This is a genomic window from Variovorax sp. GW460-12-1-14-LB1 (genome assembly GCF_059423605.1).
The window spans coordinates 49075-74088 of sequence record NZ_JBWKYF010000020.1 but is presented as its reverse complement, the minus strand read 5'-3'; the positions used below and the strand labels follow the sequence as shown (position 1 = coordinate 74088).

General features: G+C 70.1%; 21 protein-coding genes. 12 read left to right on the top strand and 9 right to left on the bottom strand.

All coding sequences use genetic code 11. From position 1 onward, the window contains the following. Positions 1-3: 3 nt before the first annotated feature. The 11 genes from AC07Y4_RS13055 to AC07Y4_RS13005 all read left to right on the top strand — a co-directional run bounded on the left by AC07Y4_RS13055 (position 4) and on the right by AC07Y4_RS13005 (position 12714). Positions 4-1035: an AraC family transcriptional regulator gene (locus tag AC07Y4_RS13055; protein ID WP_495274636.1), complete on the top strand. Its 1032-nt coding sequence runs from the start codon at positions 4-6 to the stop codon at positions 1033-1035. A 46-nt stretch (positions 1036-1081) separates the two neighbouring features. Beyond that, the gene (locus AC07Y4_RS13050; RefSeq protein WP_495274635.1) at positions 1082-3778 is read left to right on the top strand and encodes a winged helix-turn-helix domain-containing protein; all 2697 of its coding nucleotides are present in this window, start codon (positions 1082-1084) and stop codon (positions 3776-3778) included. A gap of 159 nt (positions 3779-3937) precedes the next feature. After that, positions 3938-4846 carry a TauD/TfdA dioxygenase family protein gene (locus AC07Y4_RS13045; protein WP_070062062.1) on the top strand — a complete coding sequence of 303 codons (909 nt, stop codon included), beginning with the start codon at positions 3938-3940 and terminating at the stop codon, positions 4844-4846. 54 nt (positions 4847-4900) lie between these two features. Next, entirely contained in the window at positions 4901-5959 is a 1059-nt protein-coding gene (locus AC07Y4_RS13040) for a beta-keto acid cleavage family enzyme (RefSeq protein ID WP_062482971.1), read from the top strand. A 42-nt stretch (positions 5960-6001) separates the two neighbouring features. Continuing rightward, on the top strand, positions 6002-6985 hold the full coding sequence (locus tag AC07Y4_RS13035) for a tripartite tricarboxylate transporter substrate binding protein (protein ID WP_062482968.1): 984 nt from the start codon (positions 6002-6004) through the stop codon (positions 6983-6985). Between the two features lie 14 nt (positions 6986-6999). Continuing rightward, a complete protein-coding gene (locus tag AC07Y4_RS13030; RefSeq protein ID WP_495274634.1) occupies positions 7000-7557 on the top strand; it encodes an RBBP9/YdeN family alpha/beta hydrolase in 558 nt (185 codons plus the stop codon). 42 nt (positions 7558-7599) lie between these two features. Further along, positions 7600-8571, top strand: a complete 972-nt coding sequence (locus tag AC07Y4_RS13025) for a quinone oxidoreductase family protein (protein WP_495274633.1) — start codon at positions 7600-7602, stop codon at positions 8569-8571. Positions 8572-8578: 7 nt separating this feature from the next. Beyond that, positions 8579-9589, top strand: coding sequence for a YeiH family protein (locus AC07Y4_RS13020; RefSeq protein WP_495274632.1), 1011 nt, complete (start codon positions 8579-8581; stop codon positions 9587-9589). A gap of 58 nt (positions 9590-9647) precedes the next feature. Beyond that, positions 9648-10889 carry a porin gene (locus AC07Y4_RS13015; protein WP_495274631.1) on the top strand — a complete coding sequence of 414 codons (1242 nt, stop codon included), beginning with the start codon at positions 9648-9650 and terminating at the stop codon, positions 10887-10889. 59 nt (positions 10890-10948) lie between these two features. Continuing rightward, complete coding sequence (locus AC07Y4_RS13010) at positions 10949-11509, top strand: hypothetical protein (protein ID WP_062482400.1); 561 nt, start codon at positions 10949-10951, stop codon at positions 11507-11509. Next, on the top strand, positions 11506-12714 hold the full coding sequence (locus AC07Y4_RS13005) for a PrsW family intramembrane metalloprotease (protein WP_495274630.1): 1209 nt from the start codon (positions 11506-11508) through the stop codon (positions 12712-12714). The genes AC07Y4_RS13010 and AC07Y4_RS13005 overlap by 4 nt, the downstream gene beginning before the upstream one ends. A gap of 12 nt (positions 12715-12726) precedes the next feature. On the opposite strand, the gene AC07Y4_RS13000 is transcribed toward AC07Y4_RS13005, so the two are convergent. The 7 genes from AC07Y4_RS13000 to AC07Y4_RS12970 form a co-directional block, all read right to left on the bottom strand. Continuing rightward, the gene (locus AC07Y4_RS13000) at positions 12727-13401 is read right to left on the bottom strand and encodes a peptidoglycan DD-metalloendopeptidase family protein (protein ID WP_495274629.1); all 675 of its coding nucleotides are present in this window, start codon (positions 13399-13401) and stop codon (positions 12727-12729) included. Positions 13402-13576: 175 nt separating this feature from the next. After that, the gene (gene phaP / locus AC07Y4_RS12995) at positions 13577-14026 is read right to left on the bottom strand and encodes a TIGR01841 family phasin (protein WP_062482377.1); all 450 of its coding nucleotides are present in this window, start codon (positions 14024-14026) and stop codon (positions 13577-13579) included. A 45-nt stretch (positions 14027-14071) separates the two neighbouring features. Beyond that, entirely contained in the window at positions 14072-15412 is a 1341-nt protein-coding gene (locus tag AC07Y4_RS12990) for an MFS transporter (protein ID WP_495274628.1), read from the bottom strand. A gap of 48 nt (positions 15413-15460) precedes the next feature. Continuing rightward, complete coding sequence (locus AC07Y4_RS12985; RefSeq protein ID WP_495274627.1) at positions 15461-17077, bottom strand: wax ester/triacylglycerol synthase family O-acyltransferase; 1617 nt, start codon at positions 17075-17077, stop codon at positions 15461-15463. Positions 17078-17129: 52 nt separating this feature from the next. Next, positions 17130-18842, bottom strand: coding sequence for a long-chain-fatty-acid--CoA ligase (locus tag AC07Y4_RS12980; protein ID WP_495274626.1), 1713 nt, complete (start codon positions 18840-18842; stop codon positions 17130-17132). A gap of 40 nt (positions 18843-18882) precedes the next feature. Beyond that, complete coding sequence (locus tag AC07Y4_RS12975) at positions 18883-19662, bottom strand: esterase/lipase family protein (RefSeq protein WP_495274625.1); 780 nt, start codon at positions 19660-19662, stop codon at positions 18883-18885. Positions 19663-20197: 535 nt separating this feature from the next. Continuing rightward, on the bottom strand, positions 20198-21238 hold the full coding sequence (locus AC07Y4_RS12970; protein WP_159275467.1) for an AraC family transcriptional regulator: 1041 nt from the start codon (positions 21236-21238) through the stop codon (positions 20198-20200). 299 nt (positions 21239-21537) lie between these two features. Here AC07Y4_RS12970 and AC07Y4_RS12965 point away from each other — a divergent pair, with 299 nt between their 5' ends. Then, a complete protein-coding gene (locus tag AC07Y4_RS12965) occupies positions 21538-22452 on the top strand; it encodes an alpha/beta fold hydrolase (RefSeq protein WP_492731138.1) in 915 nt (304 codons plus the stop codon). A gap of 30 nt (positions 22453-22482) precedes the next feature. Here the strand turns inward: AC07Y4_RS12965 and AC07Y4_RS12960 are convergent, their stop codons facing one another. Together AC07Y4_RS12960 and dhaL are read right to left on the bottom strand one after the other, a co-directional pair. After that, positions 22483-23178 carry an HAD family hydrolase gene (locus AC07Y4_RS12960; protein ID WP_495274624.1) on the bottom strand — a complete coding sequence of 232 codons (696 nt, stop codon included), beginning with the start codon at positions 23176-23178 and terminating at the stop codon, positions 22483-22485. 33 nt (positions 23179-23211) lie between these two features. Continuing rightward, positions 23212-24972 carry a dihydroxyacetone kinase subunit DhaL gene (gene dhaL / locus AC07Y4_RS12955; RefSeq protein WP_495274623.1) on the bottom strand — a complete coding sequence of 587 codons (1761 nt, stop codon included), beginning with the start codon at positions 24970-24972 and terminating at the stop codon, positions 23212-23214. Positions 24973-25014 lie beyond the last annotated feature (42 nt).

Below are 25014 nucleotides of genomic sequence, written 5' to 3'. Positions count from 1 at the left end.
GCGATGTCCTCCCTGGTCCGCGCGGCAAGCCTCACCCACTACAGCGAGGTCGCCCGCGCCAGCGGCCTGGACCCGGTGCGCATGCTCCTGGACGCCGGCCTGAACCCCCGCGTGCTGGACGAGCCCGACCTGATGATTCCGGTCGACCGCGTCGCCGCGCTGCTGCAGGCCTCGGCCGAGCGTTCGGGCAACGACAGCTTCGGGCTGTGCATGGCCGAGGGGCGGCGGCTGTCGAACCTCGGGGCCGTCGGCCTGCTGGTGCGCGAGCAGCCGACGCTGCGCGATTCGCTCGACGTGCTGATGCGCTACCAGCCGCTGCTCAACGGCTCGCTGTCGCTGATGGTCGAGGCCTTCGGCCAGGTGGTGGTCATCCGCGAGGAAGTGCAGCCCGGCAAGGCGCACCGCGCCACGCGCCAGCGCATCGAACTGGCGCTGGGCGTGATGCTGCGCCTGCTGCGGCAGTTTCTCGGCGCCGACTGGCAGCCCCGGCGCGTGTGCCTGGCACACCCCGCGCCGCGCGACCTGCGCACGCACCACCGCGTGCTGGGCGCGGCCGTCGCCTTCGACCAGGACTTCCACGGCATCGTCTGTGCGCGCGACGACCTGGACACGCCCAACCCCTCGGCCGACCCGGCCATGGCGCGCTATGCGCGGCAACTGCTCGACGCGGCGGCGCCTGCGTCCGGCGACGCGCTGCCGGGCGACGTGCGGCGCGCGGTGCTGCTGCTCCTGCCCAGCGGGCGCTGCAGCATCGCGCAGGTGTCGGCGCACGTGGGCGTGGAATGCCGCACGATCCAGCGCCGGCTGGCGGACGACGGCCAGAGCTTCTCGGCCATCGTCAACGACGTGCGCAAGGAGCTCGCCGTGCGCCATGTGCTGGAGGGCGACCGCCCGCTGGCCGAGGTCGCGGGCCTGCTGGGCTTCTGCGCGCCCAGCGGGCTGTCGCGCTGGTTCCATGCGCAGTACGGCTGCAGCGCGAAGGCCAGCCGCGCGCGGCGGGGGGCGCCGCGCCGCGCTTCGGCCTCGCGCGATTGACGTGGAGAATCGGGCCCGTTCTTCCCTCCACGAGCACGAACGAGCCTTGGCCACTTTCCCGCCCCCCGATGCGAGCGGCGCCCCGCGCGACCTGCTGCTCAAGGTGACGCCGCCCCGTGTCCCGCGTCACCTGGTCTCGCGCGCGCGGCTCCTGTCGAGCGCCGACGCGCTGCGCGACCACGCGGTGTGCGTGGTGCAGGCGCCCTCGGGTTTCGGCAAGACCTCGCTGCTGGCGCAATGGCGGCTGGAGTACCTGGGCCTGGGCGTGCCGGTCGGCTGGGTCTCGGCGCAGAGCCAGGACGACCCGGGCCGGCTGGTGCAGAGCCTGGCGCTGGCGCTGCGCGTCGCCATGGGGCGCCCCGCGTTCGGGCGCAGCCTGTTCCAGGACGACCGGCCCGGCACGCTCGGCAGCGTCACGGCGCTGCTGGCCGAGCTGGCGCAGGCGGCCTTGACCGTGGTGCTGGTCATCGACGAGGCCGACCGTCTGCCGCCGGCCTCGCGCGAGGCGCTGGCCTACCTGCTGCGCAACGCGCCGCCCAACGTGCGCACGCTCATTGCCACGCGCCCCGACGGCCGGCTCGACATCGAGGACCTCGTGGCCTACGGGCAGTGCGTGGAGATCGGCCCGGCGCTGCTGAAGTTCAGCCTCGACGAGACGCTGCAGCTGGTGCAGGCGCGCTTCGGCGCGCGCGTCGACCGCAACACCGCCGCCCGGCTGCACGAGCTGACCGAAGGCTGGCCGCTGGGCCTGCAGCTGGCCACGACCATCATCGCGCGCGGGGCCGACGCGCACGCCGCGCACACGGTGCTGGGCGACATGACGGCCGCCGCCGGCGAGCTGCAGGGCGAGCTGGTGCGGCTGCTGCTGGTCAACCTCGACCCCCAGGATCGCGACTTCCTGGCCCGCATCGCCGTGCTCGACCTGCTGCATCCCGAGCTGTGCCGTGCCGTCTCCGGCGTCGACGACGCCGCGGCGCGGCTGGCGCGGCTGAGCAACGACACGCCGGTGTTCGCCGCCGCCGAAGGGGGCGAGTGGCTGCGCATGCATGCGCTGGCGCGCGACGTGCTGCGCCAGCGTTTTGCCGCGCTCGACGCCGCCGAGCAGGTGGCGGCGCATGCGCGCGCCGCGCAGTGGCTGGCCGCGCACGAGCTGCTCGACGAGGCCGCCCACCACGCGCTGAGCGCGGGCCAGCACCAGACCGCCTACGAGCTCGCGGAGCGCAGCCTGTACGAATCGCTCATGCGGCGCGGCCGGCAGGCCACGGTGCTCGAGTGGATGGCGCAGATGCCGGCCGACGAACTCGACCGCCGCCCGCGCCTGCTGCTGGCCGCGGCATGGACGCTCGCATCGAGCGAGCGGCATGAAGAAGCCGGCCGCTTCGTGGCGCGCATCCTAGCGCAGCCCGGCGTGAGCGATGCGCTGCGCTGCGAATGCGCGCTGATCCTCGGCGGCGCCGCCGTGTTCGCGGACGACCCCGACCGCTTCGTCGAACTGCATGCACCCTGGACCGAGGCCGTGCCGCTGACCGACCCGCTGCTGCTGCAGTCGCATGCCAATCGCATGGCCTACCGCGCGCTGCTCGAGGGCGAGCCGGCGCTCGCGCGCCTGCGCCAGCAGCAGGCCCTGCGCGGGCACCCGGGCCACGGCGTCGACTACATCCGGCGCTGGAGCGAGCTGGTCATCGGCCTGAGCTATGCGTGGGAAGGCCAGGTGCTGCTGGCCGAGCAGCTGCTGCGCCCCGCCGTGGCCGGCGCCGAGGCCGAGATGGGTCGGCGCCACCGCTTCAGCTGCAACCTGGCCGCGCTGCTCGCGTCGGTGGCCTGGGAGCGCGACCTGCCGGGCGACGCCGCCACGCTGCTGGCCGACCGCCTCGACGTGCTGGAGCACAGTGGCCTGCCCGAATCGCTGCTGCAGGCCTACCGCACGGCGGCGCGCATCGCGGCGGCCGAAGGCGCCGAGCACCGCGCGCTGGAACTGCTGGACGCGCTGGACGCGGCCGGCGCCGCGCGGCGCCTGCCGCGGTTGCGCATCGCCAGCCTGGCCGAGCAGGTGCGCCTGCATGCGCAGCGCCACCGCGCCCAGACCTGCCGCGAACTGTGCGAGCGCATCGACGCGCAACTGGCCGACCCCGCGCTGCCGCAGGGCCCGCTGTGGCGGCGCAGCGTGGAAGCATTGCGCGACGTGGCGCGCGCCCACGCGGCCATCGCCGCGCGCGACTGGCCCGACGCCCTCGCGAAGCTGGCGCGTGCCGACGAACAGGCGCGCCAGCGCAAGCAGGGCGGCCTGCACATCGAGCTGCTGGGCCTGCGCGCGCTGGCGCTGGAGCGCTGCGGCCAGCCGGCGCAGGCGCTGCTGCGCGAGGCCATGGACCTGGCGCGCGCCTACGGGCTGCAGCGCGTGTTCTCCGACGCGCACCCCGAGCTGGGCGCCTGGGTCGGAACGCTCGCGGCCGAGGGCGCGCAGGCCGAGATCGCGGTCGCGCCGCTCGCGCCTGCCGTGCCGCCTGCGCCCGCGCCTGCGGCACCGGCGTCGCCCGGCGCCGTGCTCACGCCCAAGGAGGGCGAGGTGCTGGTGCTGCTGGCGCGCAACCTGTCGAACAAGGAAATCGGGCGCGCCATGCAGGTGGGCGAAACCACCGTCAAGTGGCACGTGAAGAACCTGTTCGCCAAGCTCGACGCGGGCACGCGCACGCAGGTGGTGCAACGCGCGCGCATCCTGGGGCTGCTCGCCGCCGGGCACTGAGGGCTCGCCGCCAGGCACTGAGGGTTTCTCCCTCCCCTTTCGGCCTGGGTCCCCCTCCTGCGAGGAGGGGGCGCGCGCAGGGGGCCCGACCTATTCTTGCTTCCAGCACGGTCACCGCCGCACAGCGCCCCCCCCCGACCGGCACAGGAGACAAGACACATGGGTTCCACGATCCAGCCAGGCCTCTCGAACGGGGCCCCCGCCGTGCACACGCGCGGCCTCCAGGTCCACCCCGTGACCTGCGCCATCGGCGCCGAGCTGCGCCACGTGTCGCTGGCCGAGGCCTCGCGCGACGCCGGCCTGGCGGCCGAGATCCGCGCGCTGCTGGTGCAGCACAAGGTGCTGTTCTTCCGCCAGCAGGAACTCACGCGCGCCGAGCACGTCACCTTCGCCCGCCACTTCGGCGAGCTCGAGGACCACCCCGTGGTCGGCAGCGACCCCGAGCACCCGGGCCTGGTGCGCATCTACAAGAACCCCGAGACGCCGGTCGACCGCTACGAGAACAGCTGGCACACCGACGCCACCTGGCGCGAGAAGCCGCCCTTCGGCTGCGTGCTGCGGTGTGTCGAATGCCCGCCGGTGGGCGGCGACACCATGTGGGCCAACATGGCGCTGGCCTTCGAGAAGCTGCCCGCGCACATCCAGCAGCAGATTGCCGGGCTGCGCGCGCGCCACAGCATCGAGGCCACCTTCGGCGCCGCGATGCCGATCGAGAAGCGCCTGGCGCTGAAGGCCCAGTTTCCCGACGCCGAGCACCCGGTGGTGCGCACGCACCCCGACACGGGCGAGAAGATCTTGTTCGTCAACGGCTTCACGACCCACTTCACCAACTTCCACACGCCGGCCAACGTGCGCTACGGGCAGGACTACCAGCCCGGCGCCGCCCTGCTGCTGGCCTACCTCGTGAGCCAGGTGCAGATCCCCGAGTACCAGGTGCGCTGGCGCTGGCAGCCGGGCGACGTGGCCATGTGGGACAACCGTTCGACCCAGCACTACGCGGTCATGGACTACCCGCCCTGCCATCGAAAGATGGAACGCGCCGGCATCGTCGGCGACGCGGTCTTCTGAACGGGCGCCGCGCCCTCCCCTTTTCTCTCTTTCCTTTTCACCGAGGTTCCCGCCATGAATTTTCTCGACGGCCATCTGTTCCCCGAAAACCAGCAGCCGCTGGTCATCACCGCCGCGCCCTACGCACCGTCGTGGGTGCCTGCCGACTTTCCGGAAGACATCCCCGTCACCATGGAGCAGCAGATCCAGAAGGCGGTCGATTGCTACAACGCCGGCGCCACCGTGCTGCACCTGCACGTGCGCGAGCTCGACGGCAAGGGCAGCAAGCGGCTGTCGAAGTTCAACGAGCTGATCGCCGGCGTGCGCAAGGCCGTGCCCGAAATGATCATCCAGGTCGGCGGCTCGATCAGCTTCGCCCCCGAGAGCGAAGGCGCCGCCGCCAAGTGGCTGAGCGACGACACGCGCCACATGCTGGCCGAACTGGAGCCCACGCCCGACCAGGTGACGGTGACCATCAACACCTCGCAGATGAACGTGGTCGAGCACTGGGACGACGCCGACACCCGGGGCACCTCGATGGAAGACCCCGAGGTCTACCGCGCCTACAAGGAAATGACCGTGCCCGCGCAGCCGGGCTGGGCCGAGGAGCACATCCGCCGCCTCACCAAGGCCGGCATCCAGAGCGCCTTCCAGTGCTACAACATCAACAGCTTCGACTCGGTCGAGCGGCTGATGCGCCGCGGCGTCTACAAGGGCCCGCTGGTCATGAACTGGGTGGCCATCGGCGGCGGCATGGACGTGCCCAACATCTACAGCCTGGCCAACTTCGTGCGCGCCGTGCCCGACGGCGCGGTGCTCACGGTGGAAAGCTCCATGCGCAACGTGCTGCCCGTGAACATGATGGGCATCGCCATGGGCCTGCACGTGCGCTGCGGCATCGAGGACAACCTCTGGAACCAGTCGCGCTCCGCCAAGATGGGCACGGTGGCGCAGGTCGAGCAGCTGGTGGCCATCTCGCGCCAGTTCGGCCGCCCCATCGCCACCGCCAAGCAGGCGCGCGAGATTTCCAAGATCGGCGTGTTCTACGACACCGTCGAGGAATCGCTGGCGGCCAACGGCTTCGCGCCGAACCGCAACGGCGCGCAGCAGGGCTTCCTGCGCAAGGCGGCCTGAGCACCGCACACCCCCGGCACCAGAACACCTGGAGACATCGCGATGAAAAAAACCCACAACATCCTTCGCCGCCTGAAGCCCTGGGCAGCCGCCCTGGCCGCCGCGCCCCTGCTCGCCCATGCCTGGACCACCAAGCCGGTGCGGATCGTGGTGCCGGCGCCCGCGGGCGGCACCATGGACGTCGTGGCGCGCGTGTTGTCCGACGCGATCTCGGCCGAGATCGGGCAACCGGTGATCGTCGACAACAAGCCGGGCGCCGGTGGCGCCATCGGGGTGCAGGCGCTCAACAGCGCACCGCCCGACGGCCAGACCATCATGTTCATGGTCAGCAACATCCTGACCGAGATTCCCCTGGTGATGAAGACCAGCTTCGACCCGGTCAAGGACGTGAAGCCGGTGACCATGGTGGCGCGCTCGGCGATGGTGCTGGTGAGTGCGCCGTCGGTGCCGGCGAACGACCTGAAAGGCCTCATCGCCTACCTGAAGACCGGCAAGGGCAGCCCGGGCAGCTACGCCTCGTACTCCGCGGGCACCAGCTCGCACTACGCCGGCGCCATCTTTGCCCGCAAGGCGGGGCTGGACCTGCAGCACGTGCCGTTCCCGGGCTCGCCGCCGGCGCTGCAGAACCTGATGGGCAGCCAGGTCGACATCCTGTTCGACGGCATCGTCACGTCGCTGCCGCTGATCAAGGCCGGCAAGGTGAAGGTCTTCGGGGTCGGGGCCAAGACCCGGCTGGCCCAGCTGCCGGACGTGCCCACGATGGCCGAGCAGGGCTTCGACGAGATCGACTTCTCGAACTGGGCCGGCGCCATCGTGTCGGCCAGGATGCCCGACGACCTCGTCAAGCGGATCAATGCGGTCCTCACGAAAGCCGCCTCCTCGCCGAAGGTGCGGGAGCGGCTCATCGCGCAGAACTTCGTGCCGATGACCAGCGAGAGCCCCGAGCAGCTCGCGAAGATCACGCATGACGAGTACGAGCGCAACGCGCGGATCGTCAAGACCTACAACATCCAGCTCAACCAGTGAGGGTGCAGGCCGACATGACTGGTCCCACCGTCCTCATCGTTCCCGGCCTGCGCGACGCCGTCGCCAGCCACTGGCAGACCCTGCTCGCCGCACGCCTGCCGCGCGTGCGCGCGGTGCCGCCCATGGGCCGCGACGACCTCGACTGCGCCGCGCGCGTGGCGGCCATCGAGCGCGAGGCGCAGGCGGTCGAGGGGCCGCTGGTCGTCGTGGCGCACAGCGGCGGCGTGGTGATGCTGGCGCACTGGGCGCAGCGCACGCGCCGGCCGGTGCGCGGCGCCCTGCTGGCCACGCCGCCCGACTTCGAACGGCCGATGCCCGAGGGCTACCCCAGCGTCGAGGCCCTGCGCGCCGGCGGCTGGCTGCCCGTGCCCAGCGGGCCGCTGCCGTTCCCGAGCATCGTGGCGGCCAGCCGCAACGACCCGCTGGCGCCGTTCGATCGCGTGGTGCAGATGGCGCAGGGCTGGGGCAGCCGCCTGGTCGACCTCGGCGAGGTCGGCCACCTCAACCCCGCCTCGGGCTACGGCGAATGGCCGGGCGCGCAGGCCTTCATCGACGAACTCTCGGCGGGCTGAAGCCTTTCTGCCCGCCTGCCCTTCCTACCGAAAGAAATTCCCATGGTCCAAGCCATCCGCTTCCACGAGACCGGCAGCGCCGACGTGCTCAAGCTCGAAAACGTCGAGGTCGGTGAACCCGGCCCGGGCCAGGCGCGCGTGCGCCACAGCCTCATCGCCGTCAACTTCATTGACATCTACTTCCGCACCGGGCGCTATCCGCTCGCACTGCCCAACGGCCTCGGTTCCGATGCCGTGGGCGTGGTCGAGGCCGTGGGGCCGGGCGTGACCGATATCCGCGTGGGTGATCGCGTGGGCTACCTCATCGGGCCGCAAGGGGCGTATTCGCAAGTGCGTGTGATGCCGGCTGACGTGTTGATCCCGCTGCCCGATGGCATCTCCGATCGCACGGCCGCCACATTGATGATGAAGGGCATGACGGCGCAGTACCTGTTCCGGCAGGTCTATCCGCTCCAGGGTGGCGAGACGATCCTGTACCACGCTGCCGCTGGTGGTGTCGGCCTCATCGCCTGCCAGTGGGCGCGCGCCATGGGCGTGACGATGATCGGCACCGTGAGCACCGACGAGAAGGCTGCGGTCGCCAAAGCCAACGGCTGCACGCACACCATCGTGACCTCGCACGAAAACATCGCCCAACGTGTGCGCGAGATCACCGAGGGCAAGGGCGTGCCCGTCGTGTACGACTCGGTCGGCAAAGACACGCTGGAGGCTTCGCTCGATTGCCTGCAGCCGCGCGGCACTTTGGTGAGCAACGGCACCTCGTCGGGCGCCGTGGTCGTCGATTCGCAGGTCCTGGCGGCCAAGGGCTCGATCTGGCTCACGCGGCCGGCGATGGTGCACTACATCCACCCGCGCCCGCACATGCTGTCGATGGCCGACGAGTTGTTCGGCCACGTGCTGGCCGGCCGCATCGTGAGCGAACCGCAGCAGAGCTTCGCACTGGCCGACGCCGCCGAGGCACACCGCGCGCTCGAAGGCCGCAAGACCACCGGCGCCACCGTGCTCGTGCCCTGAGGTTTTCATGACCGCCTTGTCTGTCGCCGCATGGCCGGCGCGCGGCCGCCTGCTCTTTCCGGGCGTGCTCGCCTGCGCGGTGGTCGCCGCCGCGTCCACCTTTCTGTCGCAGCACTACGGTGCGCCGGTGATGCTGTTCGCGCTCATCCTCGGCATGGCGATGAACTTTCTTTCGGCCGAAGGCCCGTGCAAGCCCGGCATCGAGTTCACCGCGCGCCATGTGCTGCGCTGGGGCGTGGCGCTGCTGGGGCTGCGCATCACGGCCGCGCAGGTGGTGGCGCTGGGCTGGCACCCGGTGCTGCTGGTGGCGGTGTCGCTGGTGCTGACCATCGGGGTGTCGATGGTGGTGGCGCGGCTGATGGGCTTCAACGTGCTGTTCGGCCTGCTCAGCGGCGGCGCCACCGCGATCTGCGGCGCCTCGGCCGCGCTGGCGCTGGCCGCGGCGCTGCCGCCGCATCCGCTGAAGGAACGCGCCACGCTGTTCACGGTGGTGGGCGTGTCGGCGTTGTCGACGCTCACGATGATCGCCTACCCCCTGATCGCGCGCGCCCTGGGCATGGACGCGCACACGGCCGGCGTGTTCCTGGGCGCCACCATCCACGACGTGGCACAGGTGGTGGGCGCGGGCTACGGCATGTCGCAGGCCACGGGCGACACGGCCACGCTGGTCAAGCTGATGCGCGTGGCGGCGCTGCTGCCCGTCATCCTGTTCGCCGTGATGTTCACGCGCGCCACCGGCAAGGCCGTGGGCGGCCAGCGCCCGCCGCTGCTGCCGTGGTTCGCGGTGGCCTTCGCCGCGCTGGTGGCGCTCAACAGCACGGGCTGGCTGCCGCCCCCGCTCAGCACCGCGGGCAGCGACCTGTCGCGCTGGTTCCTGGTGGCGGCCATGGCCGGCATCGGCATGAAGACGCAGCTGCGCGAGCTGGTCGACGTGGGCCTCAAGCCGGTGGTGCTGATGGTCGGCGAGACCATCTTCATCGCCGCGCTGGTGCTCGCGCTGCTGCGCTGGGCGCCCTGACACGCAGCCTCCACGACGACAGAGACGACAACACACACAACAACCAGGAGACAAGACCATGAAGAAGAAGACCCTCATCGCCGCCACGGCCGCGACCCTCGCTGCAGGCGCCTCCCTCGCCCAGTCCTCGCTCACGCTGTTCGGCGTGATGGACGCGGGCGTGAGCCACTACCGCACCACCAGCAGTTCGTACAACCCGCTGCGCCCGGCCGAGCTGCGCCAGAGCCAGACCGTGCTGTCGCCCTCGGGCAATGCGTCGAGCCGCATCGGCTTTCGCGGCACCGAGGACCTGGGCGGCGGGCTGGCCGCGAGCTTCTGGCTGGAGGCGCCGCTGAGCAACGACACGGGCAGCGGCATCACCAACTTCGGACGCCGCTCCACGCTCAGCCTCAGCGGGCCCTTCGGTGAAGTGCGCCTGGGCCGCGACTACACGGCCTCGTTCTGGAACGACGCCGTCTTCGACCCCTTCAGCGTCAACGGCGTGGGCACCAACCTGATCGCGGTGGTCAACAGCAACATCGCGGCCTCGCGCGCGCTGGCCACGGGCGGCCTGCTGAACGGCGGGCTCTCCGCGGGCACCGACAGCTACCTGCGCACGAGCAACGCCATCAGCTACTTCCTGCCGCCGAACCTGGGCGGCTTCTACGGCCAGGTGCAGTACGCGCTGCACGAGAACACCAAGGTCAGCAACACGCCCGACAGCCCCTCGCAGCGCGGGCGCTACGTGGGCGGGCGCATCGGCTGGGCCAGTGGCCCGGCCGACGTGGCGCTGGGCTACGGCGAGAGCACGCTGGCCAGCGCCGCCGCGCAGAGCGAGAAGATCAAGAGCCTGAACCTCGGCGCCTCGTACGACTTCGGCGTGGTGAAGGTGTTCGGCGAGTGGTCGCGCGTGCGCGACGTGCGCCACAGCGCCGCGCCCTTCGCGAACGGCGCGCTGCATCTGAGCGACCGCTACGACGGCCTCATGGCCGGCGTGAACGTGCCGCTGGGCGCGGGCGTGGTGCGCGCCTCGTATGCACGCGTGCGCTTCGTCAACGGCTTGGGCCTGCCCGACGGCAATTCGTCGGTCAACAAGCTGGCGCTGGGCTACGTGCACAACCTCTCCAAGCGCACGGCGCTGTATGCCTCGGTGGCGCGCATCCACATCGCCAACGGCCGCAACAACCCGACCGTGATGGGCGTGACGCCGCTGGTGCTGAGCCTGCCGGCGATCTTCCCGCAGCCGGCCTACGCGACCACCAACGGCATGCAGCCGCACCGCGCGCTGGGCTACGACGTTGGTATTCGCATGGCGTTCTGAGCGCCTGACAACAGCGGCGGCGCCCCCGCGCCGTCGCTTCGGTGTGGCACGATCCACGGATGCTTCAACCGTCCCGCCGCATCCCGTACCGCACCTGGCCGGGCGCGCTCGCGATCCTCCTGGCCATTGCCGCGTACGTCGGCGGCCTGACCTTCTGGAACAACCACACGCCCGGCAGCCGGCCGCTGCCCGCGGGCGAGACGGTGTCGGTCGCCCACGCACGCTTCGAGCCCGCGCCGGGCTGGCAGATGGACGTGTCGCGCTCCAAGGCCGGCCAGTCGCTCATGCTCTTCAAGGGCGGCCACAAGTTCCTCGTGACCACGCGCCTGTGGATGGGCGGGCCCGACGGCCCCATGGTGCGCCAGCAGCGGCTCATGGAGCGCGGCCAGGGCCTGACCGTCGAAGGCGACGTGTCCGACTTCGTCACCGGCTGGGGCCTGCAGGGCAAGACCTTCGCCTACTACGGCGCCAAGCTCGCCGGCCGCTTCTGGCAGGTGGTCGACACGCCGCGCCGCTCGCTGGTGCAGATCGACGTGTACGGCCCCACCGACGGCTTCAACGAAGCGCTGGCCGACGCCCGCAGGATGCTCGACTCGATGGACCTGGAGGCACCGCTGTGAGCACCACCACCGAAGCCACTGAAGCCACTGTTGCGACCCAGGAAGACGCCGACTGGCCCATCGGCACCGACTCGTTCTTCCAGCCGCAGCGCGCCGCCTTCTGGCTGCTGGCCGCGCTAATCCTCAACGGCCTGTTCTACACGGTCTCGATGTTCTCGCTGGGCTTTCGCGTGGTGCCCGTCACCGCGCTGCTGGGCCTGCTGGTGTGGGGTGGCTACACGGCGGCCTTCGTGCTGTTTTTCCGCACGCTCGACCTGCTGGAGCAGCACCCGCCCGAGGCCTACGTGCTGGCCTTTGCGTGGGGCGGGCTGGGCGCGGTGTACTTCGCGGCGCCGGCCAACATCGCCATCCAGAGCCTGTGCGCCAAGCTGGTGTCGCCGGAGTTCGTGGCGGCGTGGGGGCCGGCCATCGCGGGGCCGATCACCGAAGAGTTCCTGAAGCTCGCGGGCGTGATCCTGCTGGTGCTGATCGCGCGCAACCAGTTCGAAACGTATCTGTCGGTGCTGATCGTCGGCGCCATGGCCGGGCTGGGCTTCCAGGTGATCGAGAACCTGAGCTACACAGTGAACAGCGCCGTGAACTTCCCGCTCGAGAACCAGGTGTACCCGGTGCTCTACCACCTGCTCATGCGCGGGCTGCTGAGCGGGCTGTGGAGCCACGCGGCCTACACGACGATCGCCTCGTTCGGCGTGGCGTGGTTCCTGCTGAACCCGCAGCGCTCGCTGGCCGCGCGCATCGGCTGTGCCCTCTTCTACTTCGCGCTGGCGTGGGCCATGCACTTCATCTGGAACTCGCCGCTGCTCGAAGACCGTTTCGACGACGGCTTTGTCGGCATCGCGCTGCTGCTCATCGTCAAGGGCATTCCGGTGGTGATCGCCGCCGCCTTCGTCTGGCGCGCCGCCGCGCGCGAGAACGGCACCTACCTGCACGCGCTGGCGGCCTACTTCGTGCCCGAGCGCGAGCTGATCCGCGACGACGAATGGGTGCGCCTGGGCGCGCCGCTGCTGCGCTACCGCGTGCGCCGCGACATGGGCAAGGAATTCGGACAACGCGCCCGGCGCCTGAAGGCACAGCTGCAGCGCGAGCAGCTGCGGCTCATCCTGAAGGCCGGCACGCATGGGCGCGGGCCGCAGACGCGGCGCCATGAAGTGGCGGTGCGCCGCCTGCGGGCCGAGCTCGACCTGCTCACCCGGCCCCAGGGCTGAGGGCCGTTGCGCTTACTTCGCCGGCAGGTACAGGCGCGGATCGACGGCCTTGCCGCGGTAGCGGATCTCGAAGTGCAGCTTGGCGCGGCCGCCCTCGGCCGGGCCGATCTCGGCGAGCTTCTGGCCGCGCTGCACGCGCTGGCCCTGCTTCACGCCCACGGTGCCCACGTTGGTGTAGATCGACATGTAGGAGCCGCCGTGGTCGACCATGATCACGCTGCCGTAGCCCCGCATCGTCTCCGTCGCGGCCACCGAGCCGGCGCCGATCGCGTGCACGGGCTCGCCGCTGCTGCCGCCGATGTCCAGGCCCTTGTTGCTGTTGCCGTTGAAGCCGGCGATGACCGCGCCTTGCGTCGGCCAGCCCCAGTCGCTGCGCCGCGACGCGGGCGGCACCACGGGGTCGCGCTCGCGGGGGGCGGGCGCGGGCTTGGCTTTTTCGGCACTGCCGCTGCTGCTGCTGCGCGGCGGGGGCGTGGCAGCCCCTATCGTGGCGCCGCCGGGCGGCACCACGCGCAGCACCTGGCCGGCTTCGAGCTGGTCGGGGTCCTTGATCTGGTTCCAGCGGGCGATCTCGGCCGTCGTCCGGCCGTGCCGCTGCGCGATGCGGTAGAGCGTGTCGCCCGTCTGCACGACGTACTCGCCGGGGCCCGCCACCGGCGTGCTGGGCGTGGTGGAGCATGCGCCCACCAGCAATGCCGCCGTCAACGCGGCGCACGCGCCCCATCTTCTCCCTGTCACAACCACGCGCTGAGTCCTTTCTGATTCATCCGGATCGCGCGACCTCGCGGGGCGAGGCGCGCCTGAACAATCCGGCAAGGCTACCAGCAGTCGTTGCGCGGACATTGCGTCCGCGGGAGCGCCCCTATTTCTTCGGCTGCAGCAGCTGCTGCAGGTTGGCCATGTTCTCGTTCAGGCGGTCCTGCACCACCTTCCAGCTGTTGTTGCGCGCCTGCGCTTCCAGCTGCGCCAGTTCGCGGAAGTTGTCGACGGCCTGCTGCACGCCGCGCTGCGCGACCTCGGCCTGTTTGGAGATCGCGTCCTTGCCGGTGGCGTCCTTCAGCGCGTCCTGCCACTGGGCCAGCGTGTCGCGCAGGATCTCGCCGCGCCGCTGCGCCAGCGACTGGATGCCTTCGTAGGCCTGCCGGTTGGCCTCGGCCAGGGCCTCCATGTCCTTGCGCTGCCACTCCACGAGCGCGCCGACGTCCACGCCGGGCAGCTTGAGCTGCTCGATCAGCTTGCTGAAGTCCTCCATCGACGGCAGCGCCGTGGGAAAGAGCGGGTTGGCGTTGGCTGCGGTCTTGCTGGTTGCCATGGATCGAATCTCCTTGTGTGAATGAAATAGCGGGTAACAAAAAAATCAGGCCGTCGCGAGCTGCGAGCGGCGCGCGGCGGCGGGCCGCATCACGCGCAGCAGCACCACGCCGGACAGCAGCCACAGCCCGATCGCCAGGAACATGCTGTTGTCCGAACTGCCGGTGGCGGTGGTGATCCACGCGGTGATCACCGGCATCACGGCGGGCCCGAGGTTGCCCAGGCTGCTGATCAGCGCGATGCCGCCGGCCGCCGACTTGCGCGGCAGGTACTCGCTGATGGCCGCGAAGAAGATCGGCGTGTTGGCCGACTGGCCGATGCTCATGACCGCGAGGCCCGCCAGCGCCAGCACCAGGTTGCCGCCGCTGAACACGGCCACCAGCAGGCCCGCCGAGGCCAGCGCCACGCAGAAGAAGAAGTGCTTGCGCCGCTCCAGGTGCTTGTCGGAACTGCGCCCGACGAACACCATGCCGATGGCGCCGAAGACCGCCGGGATGGCCGACAGCAGGCCGACCATGAACACGTCGCCCACGCCCCAGTTCTTGATGAGCGTGGGCACCAGGAACACCAGCGTGTAGTTGGCGCCCAGGAACAGGAAGTACACGAAGGCCATCGTGAACACCTTGGGGTCGCGCAGCAGCGCCCAGAACGAGCCGTGCGAGGCGGTCTCCACCGCATGCGGCTCGTTGTCCAGGTGGTTGCGCAGCGCGACCTTCTCGGATGGCGTGAGCCAGCCGGCCTGCTCGGGCTTGTCCTTGAGGTAGAAGAACGCGACGATGCCCAGCACCGAGGCCGGCAGCCCCTGCACCACGAACAGCCACTGCCAGCCGTGGTGGCCGCCCAGGCCGTTCATGTACTTCATGATCCAGCCCGACAGCGGGCCGGCCAGCAGGTAGCCGATGGCGGTGGCCGTCATGAAGATCGAGATCACCTTGCAGCGCCGCGCCGAGGGGTACCAGTAGGTGAGGTACAGGATGATCCCCGGGAAGAAGCCCGCCTCGAACGCGCCCAGCAGGAAGCGCAGCACGTAGAACTGCGTGGTGGTCTCCACGAACATCATGGCCGAGGCCACGAGCCCCCAGCAGAACATGATGCGCAGCAACGTCTTGCGCGCACCGATCTTCTCGAGCATGAGGTTGCTGGGCACCTCGAAGAGGAAGTAACCGATGAAGAAGATGCCCGCGCCCAGCGCATAGGCCTCGTTGCTGAAGTCCAGCGTCTGCTTCATCTGTAGCTGCGCGAAGCCGATGTTGATGCGGTCGATGAAGGCGACGATGTAGCAGAGGATCAACAGCGGCAGCAGATGCCAGCTGACCTTCGAAAACAAAGCCTCGTCCGCCGCGTTGTACGGCGCGCGGGCGGGGGCCTGCGCAGAAGTGGGGGTCATGGTCTTGCTTTCCTTTGGGGTCGGTCGGTGAAGGAATCGGCGGGAAGGCTAGGCAGCGGCGGCGGCGCGCTTGCCCTTGGCGGGAGCAGCCGGCTTGCGCGGCGTGCGGGGCTTCTTGCTGGCGGGTGCGGCAGCAGTGGCAGCCGCACGCGGCTTGGCGGCGGCCGGCGCCTTCGCGCGGCGCGGAGCCTTGGCGGGCACGGCCTCGGTTGGCGCCTCTTTCGCGACCGCCGGCTTGGCCGCCGCCTCGACGCTCGGCAGCCGCTCGATCTGCCGCAGCGCCGCGCGCAGGTGGCCGATCAGCTCGTACGACTCTTCCTGCGACAGGATGCGGCGGCAGGCCGTGAGGCCGAAGTCGAGCGAGCCCGCGTAGCTCTGCACCGTGATGTTCAGCGCGCTGCCGTGGTACGGGATCGACACCGGATAGAAGTGCATCATCCGCGCGCCCGCCACGTAGAGCGTGGCGCCCGGCCCCGGCACGTTCGAGATCAGCACGTTGGCCGCGGGCGGCACGCGGCGCGCCAGGTTGGAGCGGCCGTAGAGCGACGCCAGGCTGGTCATGAGCCAGGGCGAGCCGGTGATCGGCATGTCGACGCCGAGCACGGGCTTGAGCTCGCGCACCACGGCCTTGGCCGCCTCCGACGAGGCATGGATCGCCTTGAAGCGCTCGGCCGCGTCGCCGATGTCGGTCGCCAGGTCGACGCGCACCATCGACACCTGGTTGTTCATCGAGTCGTCGCCCTCCGCGCGCAGGCTCACGGGCACGCCGGCGATCAGCGCTTCTTTCGGCAGCAGGTTGCGCTCCTTCAGGAAGCGCGCCAGCGCCTCGCTGCACATCGCCATCACGATGGTGTTGACGGTGCCGCCCACGCGCTTGCCCAGCGCCTTGAGTTCGTCGAAGGGCAGCGACATCGTGCTGTACGAGCGCTGGTTGGTGATGGCGTCGTTGAACATGCTCTTGGGCGCCATGCCCAGGCTCAGGCGGCGCTCACCCTTGCCGGTCTGCTGGCTCGCGAGCACGCTGCCGGCCGCCGTGAGCGCGCGCGCGGCCGCCGGCAGCAGCTCGGCGAGCTTGCGGTACTGGCGCGCCGAGTTCGACACCGCCGCCTGCAGCAGCTCGGCCACGCCGAGCTGGTAGTGGCTGCCGCTGCCGCGCTTGCGGCGCGCGGGCGGCACCTCGCGCATCTGCGCCGTGGTGTCGTAGAGCACCTTGGCCAGCTCGGTGCCGGCCTTGCCGTCGACGCCGCTGTGGTGGGCCTTGGTGTAGAAGGCCACCTGGCCGTTCTCCAGGCCCTCGATGACGTACATCTCCCACAGCGGGCGGCTGCGGTCGAGCAGGCTGGAATGCAGGCGCGCCACGAGGTGGTGCAGCTGCTCCATGGTGCCGGGGCGGCGCAGCGTGAGGCTGCGCACGTGGTAGTCGAGGTCGATGTCGTCGTCGTCGATCCACACCGGCTCGGCCAGCTCGAAGGGCATCTGCGCGAGCTTGCGCGTGAGCACCGACGCCAGGTGCAGCCGCTTGCCCAGCATGCCCTTCACGTCTTCGTAGTAGTCGCCCCGGTAGCCCTCGGGCAGGTCCAGGAGCATGAGGCTGCCGACGTGCATCGGCGTCTCGGGGGTTTCAAGGTGCAGGAACGACGCGTCCATGCTGCTCAGGTGGTCCATGGCGTGGCCTCTTTCGTCGGTGGGATCGGTGGGAATTCGGGAAGGGGTGCGCTCAGGCGGTGGCCGCGGCGACGGCCTGCTTGCGCAGCTCTTCGTCCACGAGGTCTTTCTTGGAGAGCTTGCCCACCGCCGTCTTGGGCAGCGCGGCGCGGATCTCCAGGGCCTGCACCATCTCGTGCTTGCCCACGCGCTCCTTGAGGAAGGTTTGCAGGGCCTTGATGTCGAAGGCCTCGGCGCCGGGTTTGAGCGTGACGAAGGCCTTGGGCGACTGGCCGCGGTATTCGTCGGGCACGCCGATCACCGCCACCTCGTGCACGGCCGGGTGCTGGTAGATGGCCTCTTCGAGCACGCGCGGATAGACGTTGTAGCCGCTGCACAGCAGCATGTCCTTGCAGCGGTCGACGATGAAAACGAAGCCGTCCTCGTCCATGTAGCCCACGTCGCCGGTGCGAAAGAGGCCGTCGAAGGTGGTGCTGTCGGCCGTGGCCTCGGGCTTGTTCCAGTAGCCCTTCATCACGTTGGGGCCCTGGATGCACATCTCGCCCTTCTCGCCCAGCGGCACGTAGCGCGAGGGGTCTTCGAGGTCGAGCATCTTGATGACCACGCCCGGGTGCGGAATGCCGCACGAGCCCGCCTTGCGCTGGCCGTGCGCGGGCGAGAAGGTGCCGGTGGGCGAGGTTTCGGTCATGCCCCAGCCTTCGGCCAGCCAGGTGCCGGTGATGGCGCGGAAGCGCTCGCCGACCTCCATCGGCAGCGGCGCGCCGCCCGAGTTGCACAGCTTGAGCGAGTGCAGGTCGTACTGCGGCGTGTCGGGGTCGCCGATCACCGCGGTGAACATGGTGGGCACGCCGCAGAAGGTAGTGAGCTTCTTCTCGGCGATGTCGCGCAGCGCGGCCTTGGGGTCGAAGCGCAGGTGCTGCACGATCTCGGCCGCCAGGCGCACGCCCAGCAGCAGGTTGACCGTGAGCGCGTAGATGTGAAACGGCGGCAGCACCGCGAGCAGCCGCTCGGTGCCCATCTGCAGCACGGGCGGCGTGCCCGACTGCGTGATCACCACCTGCTCGCAGGCCGACGACAGGTTGGCGTGCGTGAGCATCGCGCCCTTGGGCAGGCCGGTGGTGCCGCCCGTGTACTGCAGGATGGCCAGCGCTTCGCGCGGATCGCCGAGGGGGTGCGGCGTGTAGCGGCCGTCGTTGTCGAGCAGTTCGGAAAAACGCAGGTGGTGCTCGTCGCCGGAGATCTCGACCGTTTCGTTCTTCGCCTTCATCTGCGCGGCCGCCTGATCGGGCGCGCCCGTCATCTCGGCGAGGTTGCCGACGATGAGTTTCTTCAGCCGTGTCTTGCCGAGCATGGCGGCCATCTGCGGGTACAGCGCGGCCAGGTCGAGCGTGATGAGGAAGTCGGTCTGGCTGTCCTCGATCTTGTGCTCGAGCACCTTCGCCGCATCGAGCGGCGAGTAGTTGACCACCGTGCCGCCCGCCTGCAGCACGCCGAACAGCGCGACCAGGTAGTGCGGCGTGTTGGGCAGGAACAGGCCCACGTGCACGCCGGGTCGCACGCCCAGGGCCTGCAGTCCCTTGGCGGCGCGATCGACCAGCGCGCCGAGCTCGCGGTAGTTCAGCCGCTTGCCCATGAAGTCGATGGCCGGCCGGTCGGGAAAACCGGCCACGGCGTCGGTCAATATCTGCTGGACCGAGGTGGGCGTGATCGCGTGGTCCCACGCCACGCCTTCGGGGTAGGAAGCCAGCCAGGGCTTGCTGTTCATGTGCGTCTCCAGGAAGTGAACGGGTGGGTGATGCGGCGCGTCAGGCGGCCTTGCGCACGTCGCGGTGCGGATCGAGGTACAGCAGGCGGCGCAGGCCTTCGCGGCGGAACGGCTTCCACTGGCCCTCGGGCTGCGCGAGCCGATCGGCAATGGCGTACAGCACCACGGGGTTGTGGCCGAGGCCACAGTGGCTGCCCTCGACCTCGATGTTTTCCGAGGTCGCGGTCTCGCGTTCGCGGCAGCCTTGCCAGGCCACGATGCCGTCGCTGCGGCTGTAGATGGCGCTGGCCGGCACGGGCGGCGGCGTGCGCATGCGTTCGCGCTCGGGCCAGTCCTCGACCTTGCGCTCGCTCACCATCTCGTACAGCCGCCACGCGTTGCTCGCGCGCGGCTCGCCCGCGAACGGGCTGCCCAGCGTGATGACGCTGCGCACGTGCGAGGGCGCGCGCCGCGCCAGCTCGCGTGCGAACACGCCGCCCAGGCTCCAGCCGACGATGCTCACCTTGCGCTGGTAGCGTTCGTGCAGATCGGCCAGGCGCTCCTGCATCTGGTCTTCCACGCCGGGGCGCGGGCCGAAGTTGGGGCCGAGCTTCCATCCGTGCGCGCGGTAGCCGCGGTCGCGCAGGAAGGCGCGCAGCGGTTGCGTCGAAGCATCGCTCGCCGAGAGGCCGGGCAGCACGAGCACGGGATGCCCGTCGCCCGCGGGCGCCATGCGCAGCATCGGGGCCATGGTGAAGAACGCGGACAGCTCCGCCACGGCGCGCCACTCGAGCATCAGCAGGCGGCGGGACGGCGGGGCCATCGAAGAAGATTCGGTCATGGTCATCTCGGGAGTGGAGGGAAAGGGAAAAGAAAAAAGAGAGGCGAAGAAAAAGCCCGACGTGCAGACGCGATGCACACGGCTACCCGGTCGGGCGGTCGTTCGAGAGAGGATCGAGGTCGGGGAAAAGGGTTGACGGCGCCGCGCAACGGCGGCGCCCGGCCTGTGCGGCGGCACGCATGCATGGTGTGAACCCGCCGCGTACGTCCAGTCCGTGCCGGGCATGCCGGCACGCGCGAGGTGCATCCATGTGGTTGTCTCCTGTCGGCCTCGTCCGGGCCTTCAGCGAGGCTCGGATCGGGCACTTTGTTGTCGTTGCTCTGGGCGCCATCTTTTCGCGGCGACGTCGACAAGAAAAGGTGCGATGCGACCACTTCGCGGTGATTTCGGGACGCGCATTTGAACGACGCGCAGGCGCGACTCACAACTGCGAACAGATGTGTGGATCGACGCCCACGCGAACGCCGCACGAGGGCGCGCGCGTGCGAATCAGCGGTGGTTCACGATGCCCGATGCGGCATTGCGCAGGCGAGGCTCAGGCCTTCGCCGCGCGGTAGTCCTGCGGGCTGCGGCCGGTCCAGCGCACGAAGGCGTGGCGGAAGTTCGAGGCGTCGCTGTAGCCCAGCCGCTCGGCGATTTCCTCGGTGGTCATGCGCGTGGTGCGCAGGTACTCGATGGCCAGCACGCGGCGCACGTCGGCCAGGATGCCGCGGTAGGTCGTGCCTTCGGTTTCGAGCCGACGGCGCAAGGTGCGCGGATGGATCGACAGCTCCGAAGCCATCGGCTCGATGGTCGGAAAGCGCCACGGCATGTGGTCGATCAGCGTGCGCCGCACCACCGACGACACACCGCCCGAGCGCGGCAGATCGGCCAGCACCTGCTGGCACATCTCGCTCACCATCGCGTGCGTGACCGAGTCGGGCAGCCGCGAGGGATGGCCCACCCACGGCGAGCCCACATGCAGTTCGTCGCGCGGCTGGCCGAACGCCACGGGGCAGCAGAACAGCGTGCGGTAGGCGCTCAAATCTTCGGGCTCGGCGAAGCGCACGTGCAGTGCGGAAAGACCGAACGACGGACCGAAGAGATCGCGGCCCAGCCGCAGGTGCACCGCAAAGGCGAACTCGAGCGCGAAGCGGTACAGCGGGTCTTGCGGGTCGGACGACAGCAGCACCTCGTAGGGCAGCACCGCCGTGCCGCCGCTGCAGGTGTACGACACCGGCCCGGCCACGGGGCCCATGACGCGGTTGTACTTGATGGTGAAGTCCATCAGGTCGGCATGCGTGGGGCTGCTCAGCAGCCCGTAGCCGTACATGCCGTAGGCCGTGAGGTGCATGCGGATGCCCGCGCGAAAGGCGATGCTGGGACCGGGCGCCAGACGCACCGCGTTGCGGAAGACCACGGCCGCCTGCTCGTAGGAAATCCGCGTCGCCGGTGCGCGCAGCTGGTCTTCCGTCAGGCCACTTCCGCTCAGGGTTTGTTCCGGTGCGATGCCTTCTTCGACCAGGGTGGCGACGATGGCTGCGACGCGCTGGGGTCCGTAGACGCGTGACGCGAAGTCGGGTGGCGAACGATGCACGACGATTCAATCCCTTCAGAACACATGCCTTCGATGGCGAGGCCGCCACTGGCCTCGCACTCCAAGGTCGTCGCAGGATATCGAAGCGTTCTGCACGCGCAGACTCGGAGTTTCCCGATAGCGCCAAATTGTCCCGAAGTCACTCCCGGTTGGTCTGAACGAACCTTTCTCGCGCTGGTGCCCCACGGAAAGATCGTCCACGGAACACCGTCCCGGCCGCAGGGCACAAAGCGCAACGCGCGACGGTTGCCTTTCGCTTCTCTTCCTTTCTCTCCCCTTCCTTTTCACCGCCACGCCCCATGCAACGCGACCCCTCTTCCCCTTCGTTCGCTTCGTCCAACGGCATCGAGCTGGCCTACGACTGCTTCGGCGATCCGGCGGCGCCACCGCTGCTGCTCATCATGGGCCTGGGCACGCAGATGATTGCGTGGGACGAGGCCTTCTGCGAGCGCCTGGCCGGTCGCGGCTACCGCGTCATCCGCTTCGACAACCGCGACATCGGACAGTCCACGCGCCTGAGCGCCGCGGGTATTCCCGACGTGGCCAAGCTGCTCGGGCAGGCACTGGCCGGCGTGCCGGTGAGCGCGAGCCAGGTGCCGTACACGCTGGCCCACATGGCCGACGATGCGGTCGGCCTGCTCGACGCGCTGGGCATCGATCGTGCCCACATCGTCGGCGCCTCGATGGGCGGCGCCATCGGCCAGGAGATCGCGCTGCGCCATCCGGCGCGCGTGCGCACGCTGGTGTCGATCATGGCCACCAGCGGTGCCCCCGACCTGCCGCCGCCCCAACCGCAGGCGCTGCAGGTGCTGCTCACGCCCACGCCACTGGACCGCGACGGCTACATCGCGCGCCAGCAGCAGGTGATGAAGGTGCTGCGCGCCGGTTCGCATCCGGACGAAGAGGCGCTCGACGCCGCGCGCGCGGAACGCAGTTTCGAACGCGGCCTGCACCCGGCCGGCTACGCGCGCCAGCTCGCGGCCATCATCGCGTCAGGCAGTCGCAGGGAGCGGCTGGCGTCGCTGAAGGCGCCGACGCTGGTGATCCACGGCGATGTCGATCCGCTGGTGCCGATCGAATGCGGGAAGGACGTGGCGCGCCACGTGCCCGGCGCGCGGATGGTGACCATCGAGGGCATGGGGCACGCGCTGCCGAAGGTGACGTGGGCGCCGGTGATCGATGCGATTGCGGGGCACGCGGTCGAGGGCCGCTGATTTCTTTCGGGCCTCGGGCGGCCCGGCCCGTCAGCGCATGCGCGCCCGATGCGCCGCGCCGGCGCGCTCGACGAGGTCTAGGTCGAACGCCGTCAGCTCGGCGATGCACACGTCGGCCAGAGCGAGCACCTCGGGACCGAGCGGGAACTCCGGCCCGGGCGCCGCGATGATGCCCATGCCGGCCGCATGCAGCGAGCGGATGCCGTTGCCGGAGTCCTCGACGCCGACGGCATGCTCGGGCTTCACGCCGATCTTCTGCAGCACGTCGAGGTAGATGTCGGGCGCGGGCTTGCCGTGCGCGACATCGTCGCCATACGTGGTGGCCAGGAAGACCTTGTCGAGGCCCGTCACCTTCATCACGTGCGCCGCCAGTTCGTTCGGCGAGCCGGAGGCCAGCGCGACCTTGTAGCGGGTCGCCGCCAGGCGCACCGCGGCGATAGCACCTTCGCGCTCGGGCAGGTGCACCTCGTACTTCGCCAGCAGGCGCGCCTTGATTTCGCGGGCGATCGCGGCCTCGTCCATGCCGAGCCTGGCGCGCAGGTCGAGCCGCTCGACCATGAGGCGCGACCACATGCGGGTGTTGCAGCCCATGGTGGACTCCTGGTCCTCGGCGCTCCAGGTCATGCCGTGGTCGGCGGCGAACTCCTCGCGGGCCTGGCGCCAGAGCACTTCGGAGTCGATCAGGATGCCGTCCATGTCGAAGACGACGGCTTGGATGGTCTTCATGAAAAAGGCTTTCCTTGCGTGTGACAGTCGAATTCAGGGGGCCAGCCGGCGCTGCAGCGAAGCCGCCAGCGTCTGCAGGATCAGGCAGCACGAGGTGGCGCCGGCGTCGAGCACGCCGATCGAGCGCGGACCCAGCCGCGCCGAACGGCCGATGCGGGCCTGCAGGGCCTTGGTGGCGTCGCGCCCCTGCTGCGCGGCAGCACCCATGGCTTGCAGGCAGGCAGCGAAACCTGCGCCGCTGGCGAGCGCGGCGGCGTAGGCATCGCGCGCCGGCACGAGCGCGTCGATCAGCGTCTTGTCGCCGACCTGGGCATTGCCCATCGCCTGCACGTTGGCCACGGCCACGGCCAGCGCCTCGCCGAACAGCGCCGCATCGAGTTGCGCATGCGGCGCGAGGGTGTCGACGAAGCCGAGAAAAAAGCGGCCATAGAGCGGCCCCATCGAACCGCCGATGTCGTCCATCAGTGCCTGCGACAGCTGCTCGAGCGCACCGGGCAGCGACGCGGCGCGCGGGCCGAGCGCGTCCAGGCGCGTGCCGCAGCCGGTGAAGCCCTTGGCCATGTTGATGCCGTGGTCGCCGTCGCCGATCAGGCCGTCGATTTCGCTCAGGTGCTGCCGGTTCGCGACGATGGCGTCGATGAGGTCGCGCACCACGGGCCCCGCCTCCGCGAGGGCCAGCGTAGCCCCGCTCACCGTGCGTGCGCGCGCGCCGGCGCCCGAAGACGCGGCCGCCGTGGCCACGGCAGGGTGCATGCGGGCGCTCCCGCTGTAGGTGCGGCCCTGCAAGGCGTCGCCGGGCACGCTCAGCCCGACGCTGCGGCAGGGGTGCTTCAGGCAGGTCTCGAGTTCGTCGTCGAGCTTCATGAGGGTCAGCGTCACGCCCATCATCTCGAGCGAGGTGAAGAGGTTGCCGACCTGGTTGAACGCCACCGTGATGCCCTTGGCCAGCAGACGCTGCGCGATCTCTCCGTAGAGGATGTACTGCTCCATCACCGGCGTGGCGCCGAGCCCCGAGATCAGCACCGCGACCCGGTCGCCGGCGCCGAACGGCAGGTCGGGCAGCACGACATCGAGCATGAGCTGCGCCATCTCGGCGGCGCTCGCCGTCGCCCGCACGTCGATGCCGGGTTCGCCGTGGTGGCCGATGCCGACCTCCATCGTGCCGGGCTCGATGTGGAAGTTGGCCTTTCCGACCGCGGGGATCACGCAGGCGGACAGGCCCACGCCGATGCTGCGCGTGTTCGCGATGGCCTTCTGCGCCGCGGCGATCACCTCGTCGAGGGAGGCGCCGAGCGCAGCCTTGGCGGCGCCGACCTTCCACATGAAGATCTCTCCCGCGACACCGCGGCGCCGTGCCTCGTCGCCCTTCGCGGCCGAGGGCACGTCGTCGTTGGCGACCACGGTCCTGACCACGATGCCCTCGCGCTCGGCCATCTGGCGGGCCATGCCGACGTTCATGTTGTCGCCGGCGTAGTTGCCGTAGAGGCAGGCCACGCCCGCGCCGCCGTCGGCGGTGCGGATCGCGTCCAGGAAGCTCTTGGCCGTGGGCGAGGAAAAGATCTCTCCGACGGCCACGGCATCGACCATGCCGTCTCCCACGTAGCCGAGGAATGCCGGCTCGTGCCCCGACCCGCCGCCGGTCACCACACCGACCTTGCCGCGCTCGGGCGCTCGGGCGCGCTTGACGACGCGCGGGTTGGCGGGCAATGCCTCGACGCTGTCGCCGTGGGCCAGCAACCAGCCCCCGAGCATGTCCTCGACGACGCGATCGGGGTGGTTGACGACACGGTTCATGGACATAAAGCAGGTCTCCTGGGTAAGGGCGGGGCCGGACGC